Genomic DNA, 14,710 nt, shown 5'->3' on the forward strand with positions numbered 1-14,710 from the left:
TCGCGCCGGGCGCACCCTGTTCCCCCATCCGGCCATAGTGGCATCAACGGGGTGAAAGGGTGCGCCGGAGTTGCGCCTCACGAGGGAAGAGGGGCGGGCGCCGGCTTGGGCTTCGGTGTCGGCTTGGCCGTCTTGTCCCCCGTGAAGGCCTCGTACTCCTTCAGTACGTCGTCCGTCGGCCCGTCCATCCGCAGCTCGCCGCGCTCCAGCCACAGCACGCGGTCACACGTGTCCCGGATCGACTTGTTGTTGTGGCTGACCAGGAACACGGTGCCCGCGTGCTTGCGCAGCTCGCGGATCCTGGCCTCGGAACGCTTCTGGAAGGAGCGGTCACCGGTGGCGAGGGCCTCGTCGATCAGCAGCACGTCGTGGTCCTTGGCGGCGGCGATGGAGAAGCGCAGGCGGGCCGCCATGCCGGAGGAGTACGTGCGCATGGGGAGGGTGATGAAGTCGCCCTTCTCGTTGATGCCGGAGAAGTCGACGATCTCCTGGTAGCGCTGCTTGACCTGCTCGCGGGACATGCCCATCGCGAGGCCGCCGAGGTGGACGTTGCGCTCGCCGGTGAGGTCGTTCATCAGGGCCGCGTTCACGCCGAGGAGGGAGGGCTGGCCGTCGGTGCAGATACGGCCGTTCTCGACCGGGAGCAGGCCCGCGACCGCCTTGAGCAGCGTCGACTTGCCGGAGCCGTTGGTGCCGATGAGCCCGATCGCCTCGCCCCTGTACGCCACGAAGGAGACCTTCTTGACGGCGTGCACCTTGCGCACGCCCGATGCCTTCTCGGTCTGCTTGCGGCGCAGGATGCGGTTGAGCGCGGCGGTGGCGGAGCCGCGGCCGGCGCCGGTGCCGTTGACGCGGTAGACGATGTCGACGCCGTCCGCGATGACGGTGGGGACCTGCCGGCCCTGCTGGATCTGCTCCTGTGCGAGCTGTGCGTTGTCAGCCACGGCCGTACCTCTCCTCAGCCTTCCAGAAGTAGATGAAGCCGCCGACGCCGGCGAGCAGCGCCCAGCCCGTCGCGATCGCCCACACGTGCGGCGGGAGCTGGCTCGCGTGGAAGCTGTCGATCAGCGCGAAGCGCATCAGGTCGATGTAGACGGCCGCGGGGTTGGCCTGCAGGGCCGCGGTCAGCCAGGACGGCCAGTCGGTGTGCTTGGCCATCATGTGGCTGATGCTGAACATCACGCCCGACGCGTACATCCAGGTGCGCAGCACGAACGGCATCAGCTGGGCGATGTCCGGTGTGCTCGCACCCATGCGGGCCATGACCATCGCGATGCCGGTGTTGAAGACGGACTGCAGCACCAGCGCCGGCACCACCAGGACCCAGGAGACGGCGACCGGGATGCCGAAGAAGAGCAGGATCACGACCAGGGCCGCCATCGAGAACAGCAGCTGCTGGAGCTGCTGCAGCGCGAAGGAGATCGGCAGCGCGGCCCGCGGGAAGTGCAGGGCCCGGACGAGGCCCAGGTTGCCGGAGATCGCGCGGGTGCCCGCCATGATCGAGCTCTGCGTGAACGTCCACACGAAGACCCCCGTCACCAGGAACGGGATGTAGTCCGGCACCCCCCGGCTCGTGCCCAGCAGCTTGCCGAAGATGAGGTAGTACACCGCCGCGTTCAGCAGCGGCGTCATCACCTGCCAGAGCTGGCCGAGCTTCGCCTGGCTGTACTGCGCCGTGAGCTTGGCGGTGGAGAAAGCGCCGATGAAGTGCCGGCGCGCCCACAGCCGGCCGACGTACTCGCGCAGGGAGGGGCGGGCCCCGCTGACCGTGAGGCCGTGCCGGGCGGCGAGGGCCGCGAGGTCGGCTTCGTGGGGCGGGGCGGGGGCCGTGGGGGGCGGTGTGTGGAGGGCCTGGGTCACATCCGCTGCTTTCGCTCGGGGGGTGCGGGGTGGGTGCGGGGCGGGGGTGCGGGGCGGTTTCTTACGCTTCTCTTCACGAATTCTTACGTCGGGACGGGACCGTATCGTCGCAACGTGAGCGTAGATCTCTGGGGCGTCGGAACGCAACCGTTTCGTCGTGACGTGAGCGAGGTAACGGCGGGGTTGTTTCGCCGCAAGGTCGGCGTCGCCCGGATGCAACCGTGGCGTTACGGCGTGGCGGCCCGAGCCCGTCGTGGCTGACCCCGTCCGACCCGTCTGTGCCCTGTTTCGTGGGGACGGCACCGTATCGTCGCAACGCCCTATGCTGGTCCGCATGACGACGAACGCCGACCGGCCCCAGACGAGTCCGCGCCGCCGGACCCCCGCCGGGGCGGCCGTGCTCCGCGAGGACGTGACGGAGGCCATTCGGGCGGCCGTCTTCGAGGAACTGGCGGCGGTCGGCTACGCGCGGATGTCGATCGAGGGCATCGCACGCCGCGCCGGCGTCGGCAAGACCGCGGTGTACCGGCGCTGGCGTTCCAAGCTGCACCTGGTGCTCGACGTGGTGTCGGCGGTGGCGGTCATGGGGCTGCCGACGCCGAACACGGGCTCCCTGGAGGGGGACCTGCGGATGCTGTACGAGGTGACCTCGCGCGCGTTGCGTCACCCCGTCGTGTCGCAGATCATCCCCGACCTCCAGGCCGAGGCGGCCCGCAACCCCGAGATCGCCGAGGCCCTGCAGAAGGCGCTGGAGCAGGGGCAGGAAGGCGTCGCCAGCAAGATCCTGACCGGGGCGGAACAGCGTGGCGAGGTACGGGCGGGCATCGACGACGATCTCGCGCTCGACCTGATCTCGGGCCCGTTGTACTGGCGGATGGTCGTGGCCCGCAGCCCGAAGCTGCCCAAGGGTCACCTGGACGCGCTGGCCCGGGCCACCACCGAGGCGCTCAAGGCGCTGTGAGTGGGCTGCGCGCAGCGACCGCCGGGCGAGCGTGGCCCGCAGGGAGTCGCCCGGACTAGGTCGTCACAACTCGTAGGCGGTCGGCGCGCAGCGGGGCGCCGAAGCCTCCCCGCGCCCCGAAATCAGCTCCGCGCCCCGATCAGCTCCGCGCCGCCCCCGGATGCAGCCGGACCCACCCTTCCCAAGCCGACGCGATCATGTCCTGGACGTCGTGCTTGGACTTCCAGTCCAGTTCGGTGGCGATGCGGTCGGCGGAGGCGACGACGCGGGCCGGGTCGCCGGGGCGGCGGGGCGTGACGGTCGGGGGGCGGTCGTAGCCGGTGATGGCGTTGACCAGGTCGATCATCTCGCGGACCGAAACGCCCTCTCCGCGGCCGATGTTGAGGGTGAGGGAGTGGCCGGGGGAGGACTGCAGGGCCCGTGCCGCGGCGACGTGGGCCTCGGCCAGGTCGACGACGTGGATGTAGTCACGGATGCAGGTGCCGTCGGGGGTCGGGTAGTCGTCCCCGAAGATGCGCGGGGGCGCGTTCTCCGTGAGCCTCTCGAAGACCATGGGGATGAGGTTGAAGACGCCGGTGTCGGCGAGTTCGGGGGTGGCCGCGCCCGCCACGTTGAAGTAGCGCAGGGACGCCGTGGACAGGCCTGTCGCGCGGCCCGTGGCCCGGACCAGCCACTCGCCGGCCAGCTTGGTCTCGCCGTACGGCGACATCGGCGCGCACGGCGTCTCCTCCGTCACCAGGTCCACGTCCGGCATGCCGTACACGGCCGCGGAGGAGGAGAAGACGAAGGACCGTACGTTCGCCGCCGTCACGGCTTCCAGCAGGACGCGCAGGCCCTCGACGTTCTCCCGGTAGTAGTGCAGCGGCAGGTCGACGGACTCGCCGACCTGCTTCTTCGCCGCGAGGTGGACGACACCGGTGATGCGGTGGGCCGCGATGGCGCGGGCGACGCGCTCGCCGTCCAGGGTCGAGCCGACGACCATCGGGACGCTGTCGGGCACACGGTCGGCGATGCCGGTGGACAGGTCGTCGTACACCACGGCGCGTTCGCCCGCCTCGGTCATCGCCCGTACGACGTGCGCTCCGATGTAACCGGCGCCGCCGGTGATCAGCCAGGTCATGTGCGGCCGTTCCCCTCGTCAGTGGGCCCTGTGGTCATCCGTGGTCTGCGCTGCTGGTCTGCGCTGCGGGTCTGTCTCAAGTGTGCGTCTGCCAGTGAAGCAGGCGGCGGAGTCTGCTGCGGACCACGGACAGAACTCCTCGTGAACCGGGAGCCACGCGCAGCGCCAGCGCTCCGGAGTGTGTGACGTAGGGCTGTACGAGTACTACGGCCGGCCCAGCGCCGACCACCGCGCGTCGGCGCAGAGGACCGGCGTTCGTGAGGGCGTGCGCCGTGACCTCGCGGTACGCGCCGCCCTGGAAGCGCACGCGCAGGCGGAGGTCCCAGGTGCGGGACGCGCCGGCCGGCCCGTACGGCCCGGACGTCCCGGGCACTCCGGAGAACGCGGCCCAGTGGACCGTCGTCTCGGCCGACCAGACGCCGTCGGGCGGGGACGAGGGCGTGAGCGCCACCCTCGTACGCGGCCCCGCCGCCCGCCCCGTCTCCCGGCACCGCCACTCCACCTCCAGCGCCTCGGGCCCCGCCTGCGCCACCCTGCCGTACAGCTCGTGCAGGCGAAGCCGGAGGAGGGCGCTGCGCGCGCGGGGGCGCAGTTCCGCGTCGACGGCGAGGGGGAGGAGGCGGACGGGGCGGGTGAGCAGGGCGTCCAGGGTGGGTTCGGGGAGGTCGGCCGACCAGACGGGGGTGCCGTCGGAGGCGTGGGCGTAGGGAGGGAGGAGGCGGGCGGGGCGGGAGGCCAGGTCCCTGAGGCGGGGCAGGTCGCGGGGCTCGGGGGAGGCCAGGACGACACGGCCGATGAGACGGCCGGGTGCGGTGGGGTTGTGGGCCCAGTCGGACGCGTCGTACTCCGCGAGGTACGCCCGCGTGTGCGCCCACCACGCGCGCTGGTAGCGGGCGTCGTGCAACCCCAACTCGCGCGCGTATATCCGCACCTCGTGGTCCAGGAACTTGGCGCGTGCCGCCCGCGCCAGCTCCTTCTGGCCGGCGCCCAGCAGGATGCCGTAGGCCAGCCGGCTCGCCTCCGTGCGCGCCCGCCAGTTGGCGATGCCGGCGCGGTCCAGGGAGATGGACAGCCGGTCGGCCGAGCGGCGCACGTGCCAGACGTACACCCGGTCGGGGACCAGGGCGATGCGTGGCCGGGCGGCGAGCACGCGCGCGGTGAAGACGAAGTCCTCGTAGGGGAAGCGGCCTTCGGGGAAGCGGATGCCGTGCCCGCGCAGGAAGTCCGTGCGGTACAGCTTGTTGACGCAGAGCGTGTCGTGGACCAGGCGGGGGCGCTGTGCCGGGCGCTCGACCACGGCGTGCGAGGTGTAGAGGGGTGCCTGCCATGGCACCTCGCGCCGTCCGGGCAGCTCCCGCCGCACACACAGGCCGCTCGCCACCTCGGCGCATCCGCCCGTCGCCGCCGCGAGCAGCGCGTCCACCGCCCCCGGCGGAAGTACGTCGTCGCTGTCCAGGAACATCACATAGGGCGAGGTCACCCGGTCGAGCCCGGTGTTGCGCGGACTGCCGCAGCCACCGCTGTTGACCTGGCGCCGGACCACCTGCACGCGCGGCTCGGTCGCGGCGAGACGGGTGAGCACCTCGGCGCTGCGGTCCGTCGAGCAGTCGTCGACGGCGACGACCTCACGGACGACGGGACCCTGCGCCAGCGCCGAGCGGACGGCGGTCGTCACATGTGCGGCGTCGTTGTAGCCGATGACGACGACGCCGACCTGCGGGTCGCGCGCGGTGCGGGCGGCGGGGGCGGCGTGAGGGTGCATCAGGGGCCCGGTTCACTGTGATTCATTACCGCGGGATCGTATGCCGGGTGAGTGGCATATCGGTGGCGATACGCGGTGATATGCCGTCAATGACCAATAAGCATCAGTTAATAGTACAAACTCATTCCCGTGCTGATCGGGGACCGGGAGCCGGGAAAGGGCGAGCGCGAGGGCGAGGGCGGTGCGGCCGCGGTCCTCGCCGTGTGCGTCCCCGTGGTCGTCATGCTCGGGCTCGGGCTGTGGGGCCTCGACCGCGACGCCATGTGGCGGGACGAGGGAGTGACCTTCCAGGTCGCGCGGCGGTCGGTGCCGGAGATCCTGCGGCTGGTGCAGGGCGTGGACGCCGTGCACGCCCTGTACTACCTGCTCATGCACGCCGTCCTCGCCGTACATCCCGGCGAGGTCGCCCTCCGGCTGCCGTCGGTGCTCGGGGCGGCCGCGGCGGCCGGGCTGATCGCGGCACTCGGGGTGCGGCTGGCGCGGCCGCGGGTGGGGCTGTGGGCCGGCCTGCTGTACGCCGTGACGCCGCTGGTCGGGCACTACGCCCAGGAAGGCCGGTCGTACGCGCTGGTGACCGCGGGGGCGGCCGGGGCCACGCTGCTGCTGGTGCGGAGGGTGTGGTGGGCTTACGGCGTGGTCCTCACGGTCACCTGTCTGCTGCATGAGCTGGCCGCGCCGGTGGTGTGCGCGCATGCGGTGACGTTGGGGGTGGGACGGGCGCCGAGGCGGGTGTGGGCCGCGTGGGGCTGTGCCGTGGCGGCCGCCGGGGTCGCCCTGCTGCCGTTGCTGCTGGTGTCACGGGCGCAGGCCGGGCAGGTGGGGTGGCTGCCGGTGCCGGGGTGGGGCAGTGCGGAACGGCTGTTGCGGGAGTTCGCCGCCGGGCCCACGGGCGTGGTGTTCGGGGTGTGTGTCCTGCTGATGGCGGCGGGGCTGGGGGCGGGGCGGGTCGCCGGGGTCGCGTTGCCGTTGCTGGTGGTGCCGCCCGGGCTCCTCATCGCCGCGTCGCAGGTCCGGCCCCTGTACGACGACCGGTACGTGCTGTACGCGCTCGCGGGGGCGCCGCTGCTCGTGGCCGCGGGGGCGGACCGGCTGGCAGGCCTCGTGCACCGCGTGCGACCTCGCGGCGACCGCCCTTCCCGCAACGCCAAGCCCGACCGCGACCCCCACCTCGACCAAGGGCCCTACGACGGCCGGCCCGCCGCCGGCCGATCCCCGCACCGCCCCCTGGCACCCCTCGCCGGCACCCTCGCCATCACCCTGGTCTTCCTCCATCACCTCCCCCTCCACCGCCAGGACCGCTCCCCGGCCCACCGCCCCGACAACCTCGCCCTCACCTCCGCCTACGCCGCCCGGCATCTGCGCCCCGGTGACCCGGTGCTGTTCGTGCCGTCCATCGGGCGGCGGGCGGTGCTCGCGTATCCGAAGGGGTTCCGACGGGCGTGGGACATCGCGCTGCGGCAGTCCGGGCCGCGGTCGGGGACGCTCTACGGCCGTGAGGTCGGGGCCGGCGAACTGCGGCGCAGGCTTGCCTCGGTCGACCGGGTCTGGGTCGCCGCCGAGCCGTACGCGCTGAACTCCCCCTGGTATCCGAGCAACCCCACCGAGCGCGTCAAGCTCGCCGTCGTGGGCGAGGAGTTCCGGCCACTGTCCGAAGGGCCGCCAGACGGTCCGCTACGGCTGTACGTCCGCCGCCCGGCCGCCGAACGCACGGCACACCTGGCCACGGACCCCACCCCGCAGTCGCCTAACCGGTAGCCCCCTCGACCGCCGCCGCGTCCAGCGCCGAGGTGAGCTGGTCCAGCCGTGCCCGCAGCTCGCGGATCTCGTCGACGTCGAAGCCCGTCGCCGCGGCGATCCGGCGCGGCACCTGGAGGGCCTGCTCGCGCAGCGCGGCGCCCGCCTCGGTCAGCCGCACCTCCACCGAGCGCTCGTCGCGGGCGCTGCGCTCCCGGCGTACCAGGCCGGCCGCCTCCAGCCGCTTGAGCAGCGGCGACAGGGTGCCGGAGTCGAGGCGCAGGTGTTCGCCGAGCTTCTTCACGGGCAGGTCGCCCTGCTCCCACAGCACCAGCATCACCAGGTACTGGGGATAGGTGAGCCCCAGGTCCTTCAGGACCACGCGGTAGACGCCGCCGAAGGCGCGCGACGCGGCGTTCAGGGAGAAGCAGATCTGCTGGTCGAGGCGGAGCCAGTCCGCCGTGGGCGTGCTCGTCATGCCCCCAGGGTAGCTCGTGTCCGTCATTAAGTTGTGTGCAATTGAATTGTGTGCTCTACTTGTCGTCGTCGGCGGCCACCAAGAGAGCCGCCGGACGTGACTTGAGAGGGATGGTTTCCATGGACGCGCTCTACACCGCTGTCGCCACCGCCACCCACGGCCGCGAGGGTCGCGCCGTCAGCAACGACGGCAAGATCGACCTGCAGCTGGCCGCGCCGGTGGAGCTGGGCGGCAACGGCCAGGGCACGAACCCGGAGCAGCTGTTCGCCGCCGGTTACGCCGCCTGCTTCGGCAGCGCCCTCGGCCTCGTCGGCCGTCAGGCGAAGGTCGACGTCACCGACGCCGCCGTCACCGCCGAGGTCGGCATCGGCAAGCAGGGCGAGGGCTTCGGCCTGAAGGTGACCCTGCGCGTGGAGCTGCCCGACACCCTCGACGAGGCGACCGGCCGCAAGCTGGTCGAGCAGGCCCACCAGGTCTGCCCCTACTCCAACGCCACCCGCGGCAACATCGACGTCGACCTCGTCATCGAGTAAACCGACCCGGCAGCCACGGTCACCCGATCCGCGCCAGCACCTCCCCCGTCTCCCGGCTCCACGCCACCACCACCGCCTCCTCCGGCACCCGCTTCCACCGCGTCAGCAGCAGCCAGCGCGCGTGGTGGCGCCGGGCGACGGTCGTGCGCTCGGCCCGGGTGGACGTGGGGGAGAGGTAGGCGCGGACATCGGCGAGCCGGCGTTCCCGCTCCCGCTCGTCCAGGGCGGGGTCGGGCCAGATCGGCGCGGCCAGGTTCGGTCCGTACCCGGGGATGGAGCGAGGGGCGTAGTGCCCGTCGGAGATCACCACCTCGCCCTTCCCGACATGCCGTGCCACCCAGGCGTACGACGGCCACAGCGAGGGCTGTTCGAGCCCGATCGGATCGAGGGCCCGCGGCACCACCGCCCCGCCCTGCACGGTCAGGAACCCGACACAGGCCCCGGCGACCGCGGCTCCGCCCAGTGCCCGGCGCGCCCTGCCCCACGGCCGGGGCGCCGCCAGCTCCACGGCCAGGGCGAACTGCAGCGGCACCAGGGTGAGCCCGAGGATCCTGCCGTAGGTGTAGTGGCCGCTGACCCAGCCGTACGCCACGAGCAGGCATTCGAGGGCGAAGAGCAGCACCAGCGGATCCCGCCAGGAGCCGCGCCGCCACCGCAGCCACAGCGCCGGCAGCCCCAGCAGCGCCAGCCAGAACTGCCCGCCGAGCTGCTCGTACAGCCGCTGGTGCATCCAGTCCACGCTGTCGTCCCCGGCCAGCGCGAACACGTCGAAGTACGGCCAGGACCAGGCGAGCAGCACCGCCGTGCCCGTCATCACCCCCCATCGCACGGCCAGGGCGCCCCGCTGCCCCCGAAGCCACCCCTGCTGCCACCCCGCCACGAACGCCACCGCGCCCAGCGCCGCCGCCACCGCGGTGATCGGATGGATCAGCAGGATCAGCCCGTACAGCACCCCGATCCCCGCGTACCCGGCGAGCCCCGGCAGCCCGCTCGGTCCGACGTACCGGACGAGCCCCTGCCGCCGGTCCTCCCCCTGTCCCTGGCCGCGTGCCCGCGTCCCCGTCAACGCCCAGGCCCAGAAGGTGAGGCCGATGGCGAAGGCCGAGGGGTAGCCGAGGTTCCCCGTCATCGACATCAGGCTCAGATAGCCGCTCCACCAGGCCCGCTCGGTCCCCCACAGCAGCGTCATCGCCCCCAGTGCGAGCACCGGCGCCCACGGTCTCGGCGTCAGCACCCGCACCAGGCGGCCGATGCCGGTCAGCAGCACGAGCAGGTTCAGCGCGCCGGCCGGCCGCAGCATCTCCCAGCCGCCCAGCCCCGTCAGCCGGGCGAACGCGCCCTGCGCGACCGCGTACGGCGAGTAGTACGGGCTGCCCGCGCCCGGCAGGTCCGCCATCGGGTGGCGCGGGTGGAGCAGGTCCGCCTTCAGGCGTTCGACGACCGCCGCGTGCTGGCCCGCGTCGCAGCACAGCGGCACGGCCCAGTACGCCAGCAGCATCACCAGGTAGAACAGGAAGCCGTAGAGCTGGTACGGCGTCGGACGCCAACTGCGTCCGCCGCGCAGGGCACTCGCGCCTCGAACGGTCCTCCGGACGAGGACACCGACAGCGGCGCCCGCGGCTCTGGTCGTGGAGGTTGTACTGGTTTGAGGCATTTGCCGTATGTTCCCGGCAAGGTCAACACCTCTACCTCACGTCACCTCATCGAGTGAGCCCGCTTCAGCGGGCGTCCATGAGCGACGACCTCGCCGCCGCCGGCGCAGGCACCCGCTCGACCCCGTCCGGACGCTCCGGCATCCGCTCACCGAGCATCACCGTCCGCACGACCCGCTCCGCGGCCAGCCCGTCGTCGAACTCGCAGAACCGCTCCCGGAACCCTGCCCGCAACCGCGCCGACTCCCCGTCCTGCCAGGTCCCGGACGCGAACAGCCACGCCAACTCCCGGTACGAGCGCGACACATGGCCCGGCGCGTCGGCCGTGATGTCGAAGTAGGCGCCCCGGCTCGCCGCGTACGCCCCCCAGTCGTCGGCGTGGATCACGATCGGCCGGTCCAGGTTGGCGTAGTCGAACATCAGGGCGGAGTAGTCGGTGACCAGCACGTCGGCGGCGAGCAGTACATCCTCGACATGCGGTTCGTCGGTCGCGTCGATCACCACGCCCCGCCGGTGCAGATCGGCCAGGCCCATCCCACGGGCCGTGCCCTTGGCGAGCGACGGATGCAGCCGTACGACGAGGGTGTGGCCGGTGCCGAGATCCCGGGCGAACCTGGCCAGGTCGATCCGGTCCACGTGGCCGCCCCGGCGGTACTCACGGCGGGTCGGCGCGTACAGCACGACGGTGTTGCCGGCGGGGACGCCGAGCCGCGCCCGCACCGCCTCGCCTGCCTCGGAGCCCGCGTTCACCAGCACGTCGTTGCGCGGGCTTCCCGTCCTGAGCGACGTGAAGTGGCACGGATACGCCCGCTCCCACGCCAGCTCGGAGTGCCGGTTGGCCACCAGGCTGTAGTCCCAGCGGTCGGCCCGCCACAGCATCTTCGGCACGTCGAAGCCGTGCCGGGCGCCGGGCTTGGTCAGCAGGTCGGCCGCCATGTACTTGAGCGGGGTGCCCTGGTGGGTGTGGAGGTGGACGCTGCCGGGGCGCTTGGCCAGGGTGCCGGGCCAGTTGACGTTGTTCACCCAGTACGTGGCCCGCGCCATGACCTCGTGGTAGCGCCGCGAGCCGGGCGTCACGAAGTCGATCCCGGGCGCCAGCGCGTCCACCGCGTCCTCCTGGACCACCCACACGCCCCTGATGTGCGGGGCGACCTCGCGGGCCTTGGCGTGGATCGCCGCCGGATCACCCAGCACTCCGCCATGGGAGAACGCCGAGTAGACGGCCAGGTGCGGATCGAGCGGGAGCTTCGACTTGGCGGCGTACCAGGCGCGTCGGGCCCGGTTCGACGCCGCGCGTGTCACGCGCCGCTTGCCGTGGCCCGCCGCCCTGCGCACCTCGCGCAGACCACGTGCGACGGCGTACGTCGGGTAGGACGCCGTCGCCAGCAGCCGCATCTCCTGGCCGCGCCGGCCGTCGGGCGGTGTGAAGCCCTCGGGGAGGTGGCGGGCGTAAAAGGAGCGGATCTCGCGGTAGAAGTCCGGCCGGTCCGCGGGCCGCACCCGGTCCTCGCGCGCGAGCACGAACAGCATGTGATCCAGGGCCCGTTCGAACAGCGGCGGGCGTGCCCACGCCAGGTCCGGGCGCTGTGCGAGAAACGCGAACAGGCCCTCGTACTGCGGGAAGATGTCGAAGTGCCGCCGCCCCGGCGTCCTGGTGATCGCGCCCTGCCGCCGCTGCCGGTATTCGACCCCGATCCGCTCCAGACCGGCGATGCGGTCGGCCAGCACCATCGAGCGGTACGTGACGGGCGCGTCCTCGTACAGACCCGCCGCGTAGCGCAGCTCGTGCTTCAGGAAGAAGTCCCGCCGGTACGCCTTGTTCCAGGCGACCAGGAACAGATGCAGATACTCCGGGTTCTCGCGGACGTTGAAGGTGCCCGTCCCGGCCGCGGCCAGCAGGTCGGCCGCCGTGCTGCGGCCGCCGCGGCCCCACCAGTGGGTGCGGACGTGGTCGAAGACCAGGATGTCCGGCTCGTCGGCCGCCTCCAGGCGTGCGGCGACGGCCGCCAGCAGGCCCGGCGTGTACTGGTCGTCGCTGTCGAGGAAGAGGACGTAGTCGCCGCTCGCCTGCTCCAGACCGGCGTTGCGGGCCCGGCCGAGGCCGACGTTCTCCGGCAGGTGCAGCACGTGCACGCGGGCGTCGCGGTCGGCGTACGCGTCGAGGATGGCGGGGCAGCCGTCGGGGGAGCGGTCGTCGACGGCGATCACCTCGAAGTCGGTGTACGACTGCCCGAGCACCGAGTCCAGGCACTCCCGCAGGAAGCCCTGCACCTTGAAGACGGGGACGATGATGCTGAAGCGGGGCACGTCGGTACCTCAGTTCCTTACGAGGGTCGTCGCGGCGGGGGCGGGGATGCGCTCGGTGAGGGGGAGCACCGGCGGGATCGCCTCGGGCGGCTCGCCCAGCAGCACCCGGCGTACGACGCGCTCGGCGGCGCGCCCGTCGTCGAACTGGCAGAACCGCTCCCGGAAGGCGGCGCGCAGGGCGGTGGCCTCCTCGTCCGCCCACGAGCCGTCGCGCAGGACGGCAGCCAGCTCGCCCGGCGTCCGCGTCACCCGGCCCGGCGGTGCCTCCAGCAGGTCGAAGTAGACGCCCCGCACCTCCCGGTAGACGTCCCAGTCGTCGGCGTACACGACGATCGGCCGGTCCAGGTTGGCGTAGTCGAACATGATCGACGAGTAGTCGGTGATCAGCGCGTCGGCGGCCAGGCACACGTCCTCGGCGGAGCGGTGCGCGGTGACGTCGATGATCCGGCCGGTGCCGCGCCCGGCGCCCCGGTCGTAGAAGTAGTGGGCGCGCAGCAGCACGACGTACTCGTCGCCGATCTCCTCGCACAGCGCCTCCAGGTCGAGGCCCGACTCGAAGCCGGTGGCGTGGTCGCGGTGCGTGGGCGCGTACAGCAGGGCCTTCTTGCCCTCGGGGATGCCGAGTTCGCGTCGGACGCGGGCCACGTCGGCGGCGGTCGCCGTGTAGTAGACGTCGTTGCGCGGATAGCCGTACTCGAGGGTCTCGTGCGCGGCGGGGTAGGCGCTCTCCCACATCTGGGTCGAGTGCCGGTTGGAGGTGAGGTTGTAGTCCCAGCGGTCGACGCGGGCCAGCAGCCTGGCGAAGCTGCCGGTCGCCGCGGCCACCACCGGGTACGTCGCCTGGTCGGCGCCCATCTTCTTCAGCGGGGTGCCGTGCTGGGTCGACAGATGCACGCTGCCGCTGCGCTTGACGACGGCGTCCGCGAAGTTGGCGTTGTTGATCAGGTACTTGGCCCGGGCGAGCACGTCCCAGTACCTGCGGCTGCCGATGACCGCGTACTCCACGTCCTTCGGCACGGTGTGCGCCTGCTCGGCCTCGACCAGGAACACCGAGCGCAGGTGCGGGGCGAGCTCCCGCGCCTTGGCGTGGATGGCGGCCGGGTTGCAGACGTAGCCGCGGCCCCAGTACGCGCAGTACACGGCGAGGTTCCGGTCCAGACGGCGGCGCAGCTGCCACCGGTACCGCAGCCGGGTGCGCAGCCCGCGCGGCCGCGGCACCCCCGAAGCCGCCCGAGTCGCCGCCCGGTTGGCGCCACGCAGCACCCGGAACGCCGCGTACGCCCCCCTCGCCAGCAGCCGGTGCTGCACACCGAGGCTCCCGCCCGGCACCCGGAACCCGGCGGGCCGGTACCGCCGGTAGAGCCCGCTCGCCCGGCGGAAGAAGGCCCGGCGCCGGCGCGGCAGCCGTCGCGGATGGGCGGCGGTCTTCAGTACGGCGGCGAAGAGCTGCTCGAACAACGGCCCGAGCCTGCTCTCCCCCAGCCCCTGCTCGACGGCCCGCGCCAGCACCAGCTCGGCCTGGTCGAGCAGCTCGAAGTGGTGCTCCCCGGGCAGGTTCAGCCGGTTGCCCTGCCGCCGCAGCAGATGCCGTACGACGACCTGGCGCAGCACCGCCATGCGCTCGGCGCCCAGCACCACCAGGCCACCGAAGCCGATGTCGGTGAAGTGCCCGTCGGGAAAGGGGAGTTGCCGTGCCGCGAGGAAGGCCCGCCGGTAGGCCGCACTCCACGCGGGCAGCTGGACCCCCGTCAGCTGCGGAGCCTGCTCGGGCGCGAACACCGCGCCCGGCGTCCGCGCGAGCACCAGCGCGGCCGGGTTGGTCGGCTCGCCCACCCACCACGGGGTCCGCTCGTGCTCGAAGTACAGGACGTCCACGTCACCGGTCTCGCTCAGCCGGGCGTCCAGCGCCGCCAGCGCGCCCGGCATCAGCTCGTCGTCGCCGTCCAGGAACAGCAGCCAGTCGCCGATCGCGGCCCGCAGCCCCGTGTTGCGCGCCCCGGCCAGACCGGCCGTCGGCGGCGAGTTCACCGGCGCCACCCGGCAGTCCCGCTCGGCGTACCCGGCGGCGACGGCCGCCGCCGCGGAGTCGAGGGCGTCGCAGACCGGGATCAGCTCGAAGTCGCCGAAGGACTGGGAGAGGACCGAGTCCAGCGCCTGGGACAGCCGGCCCGCGACCCCATGGGACGGAACGATGATGCTGAAGCGGGGCATACTGCTCTTTCTGTCGATGGGCTGGCGGCCGGGTTCCTCAGCGGGCCGGGGCCGGCCTCAGCCGGCGCGAGTACGGCCGGGCCGACCGGCCG

Annotated in this window: 11 protein-coding genes; 3 read left to right on the plus strand and 8 right to left on the minus strand. The window is 72.5% G+C overall.

Translation table 11 applies throughout. From position 1 onward, the window contains the following. Positions 1-77: 77 nt before the first annotated feature. Positions 78-944 carry an ABC transporter ATP-binding protein gene (locus ACWGDB_RS34150; protein ID WP_453826016.1) on the minus strand — a complete coding sequence of 289 codons (867 nt, stop codon included), beginning with the start codon at positions 942-944 and terminating at the stop codon, positions 78-80. Next, entirely contained in the window at positions 937-1,860 is a 924-nt protein-coding gene (locus tag ACWGDB_RS34155) for an ABC transporter permease (RefSeq protein WP_453826017.1), read from the minus strand. The genes ACWGDB_RS34150 and ACWGDB_RS34155 overlap by 8 nt, the downstream gene beginning before the upstream one ends. 334 nt (positions 1,861-2,194) lie before the next feature. Here ACWGDB_RS34155 and ACWGDB_RS34160 point away from each other — a divergent pair, with 334 nt between their 5' ends. Beyond that, positions 2,195-2,821, plus strand: coding sequence for a TetR/AcrR family transcriptional regulator (locus ACWGDB_RS34160; RefSeq protein ID WP_453826018.1), 627 nt, complete (start codon positions 2,195-2,197; stop codon positions 2,819-2,821). 139 nt (positions 2,822-2,960) lie between these two features. Here the strand turns inward: ACWGDB_RS34160 and galE are convergent, their stop codons facing one another. Both galE and ACWGDB_RS34170 read right to left on the minus strand, forming a co-directional pair. Then, a complete protein-coding gene (gene galE / locus ACWGDB_RS34165) occupies positions 2,961-3,941 on the minus strand; it encodes a UDP-glucose 4-epimerase GalE (protein WP_453826019.1) in 981 nt (326 codons plus the stop codon). Between the two features lie 76 nt (positions 3,942-4,017). After that, complete coding sequence (locus tag ACWGDB_RS34170; protein ID WP_453826020.1) at positions 4,018-5,703, minus strand: glycosyltransferase family 2 protein; 1,686 nt, start codon at positions 5,701-5,703, stop codon at positions 4,018-4,020. 129 nt (positions 5,704-5,832) lie between these two features. On the opposite strand from ACWGDB_RS34170, the gene ACWGDB_RS34175 reads away from it, so the two are divergent. Next, entirely contained in the window at positions 5,833-7,458 is a 1,626-nt protein-coding gene (locus ACWGDB_RS34175) for a glycosyltransferase family 39 protein (RefSeq protein WP_453826021.1), read from the plus strand. Here ACWGDB_RS34175 and ACWGDB_RS34180 read toward each other — a convergent pair. Next, the gene (locus ACWGDB_RS34180) at positions 7,448-7,915 is read right to left on the minus strand and encodes a MarR family winged helix-turn-helix transcriptional regulator (RefSeq protein ID WP_453826022.1); all 468 of its coding nucleotides are present in this window, start codon (positions 7,913-7,915) and stop codon (positions 7,448-7,450) included. The genes ACWGDB_RS34175 and ACWGDB_RS34180 overlap by 11 nt on opposite strands. Before the next feature lie 119 nt (positions 7,916-8,034). Here ACWGDB_RS34180 and ACWGDB_RS34185 point away from each other — a divergent pair, with 119 nt between their 5' ends. Beyond that, on the plus strand, positions 8,035-8,448 hold the full coding sequence (locus ACWGDB_RS34185; RefSeq protein WP_383616234.1) for an organic hydroperoxide resistance protein: 414 nt from the start codon (positions 8,035-8,037) through the stop codon (positions 8,446-8,448). 19 nt (positions 8,449-8,467) lie between these two features. Here the strand turns inward: ACWGDB_RS34185 and ACWGDB_RS34190 are convergent, their stop codons facing one another. The 3 genes from ACWGDB_RS34190 to ACWGDB_RS34200 all read right to left on the minus strand — a co-directional run bounded on the left by ACWGDB_RS34190 (position 8,468) and on the right by ACWGDB_RS34200 (position 14,618). Then, positions 8,468-10,102 carry a hypothetical protein gene (locus ACWGDB_RS34190; RefSeq protein WP_453826023.1) on the minus strand — a complete coding sequence of 545 codons (1,635 nt, stop codon included), beginning with the start codon at positions 10,100-10,102 and terminating at the stop codon, positions 8,468-8,470. A gap of 64 nt (positions 10,103-10,166) precedes the next feature. Further along, complete coding sequence (locus ACWGDB_RS34195) at positions 10,167-12,407, minus strand: bifunctional glycosyltransferase/CDP-glycerol:glycerophosphate glycerophosphotransferase (protein WP_453826024.1); 2,241 nt, start codon at positions 12,405-12,407, stop codon at positions 10,167-10,169. A gap of 9 nt (positions 12,408-12,416) precedes the next feature. Next, positions 12,417-14,618 (minus strand): CDP-glycerol glycerophosphotransferase family protein, encoded by a 2,202-nt coding sequence (locus ACWGDB_RS34200; RefSeq protein WP_453826025.1) that lies wholly within the window; start codon positions 14,616-14,618, stop codon positions 12,417-12,419. Positions 14,619-14,710: the final 92 nt, after the last annotated feature.

The sequence above is a fragment of the Streptomyces sp. NPDC055013 genome (genome assembly GCF_053608645.1).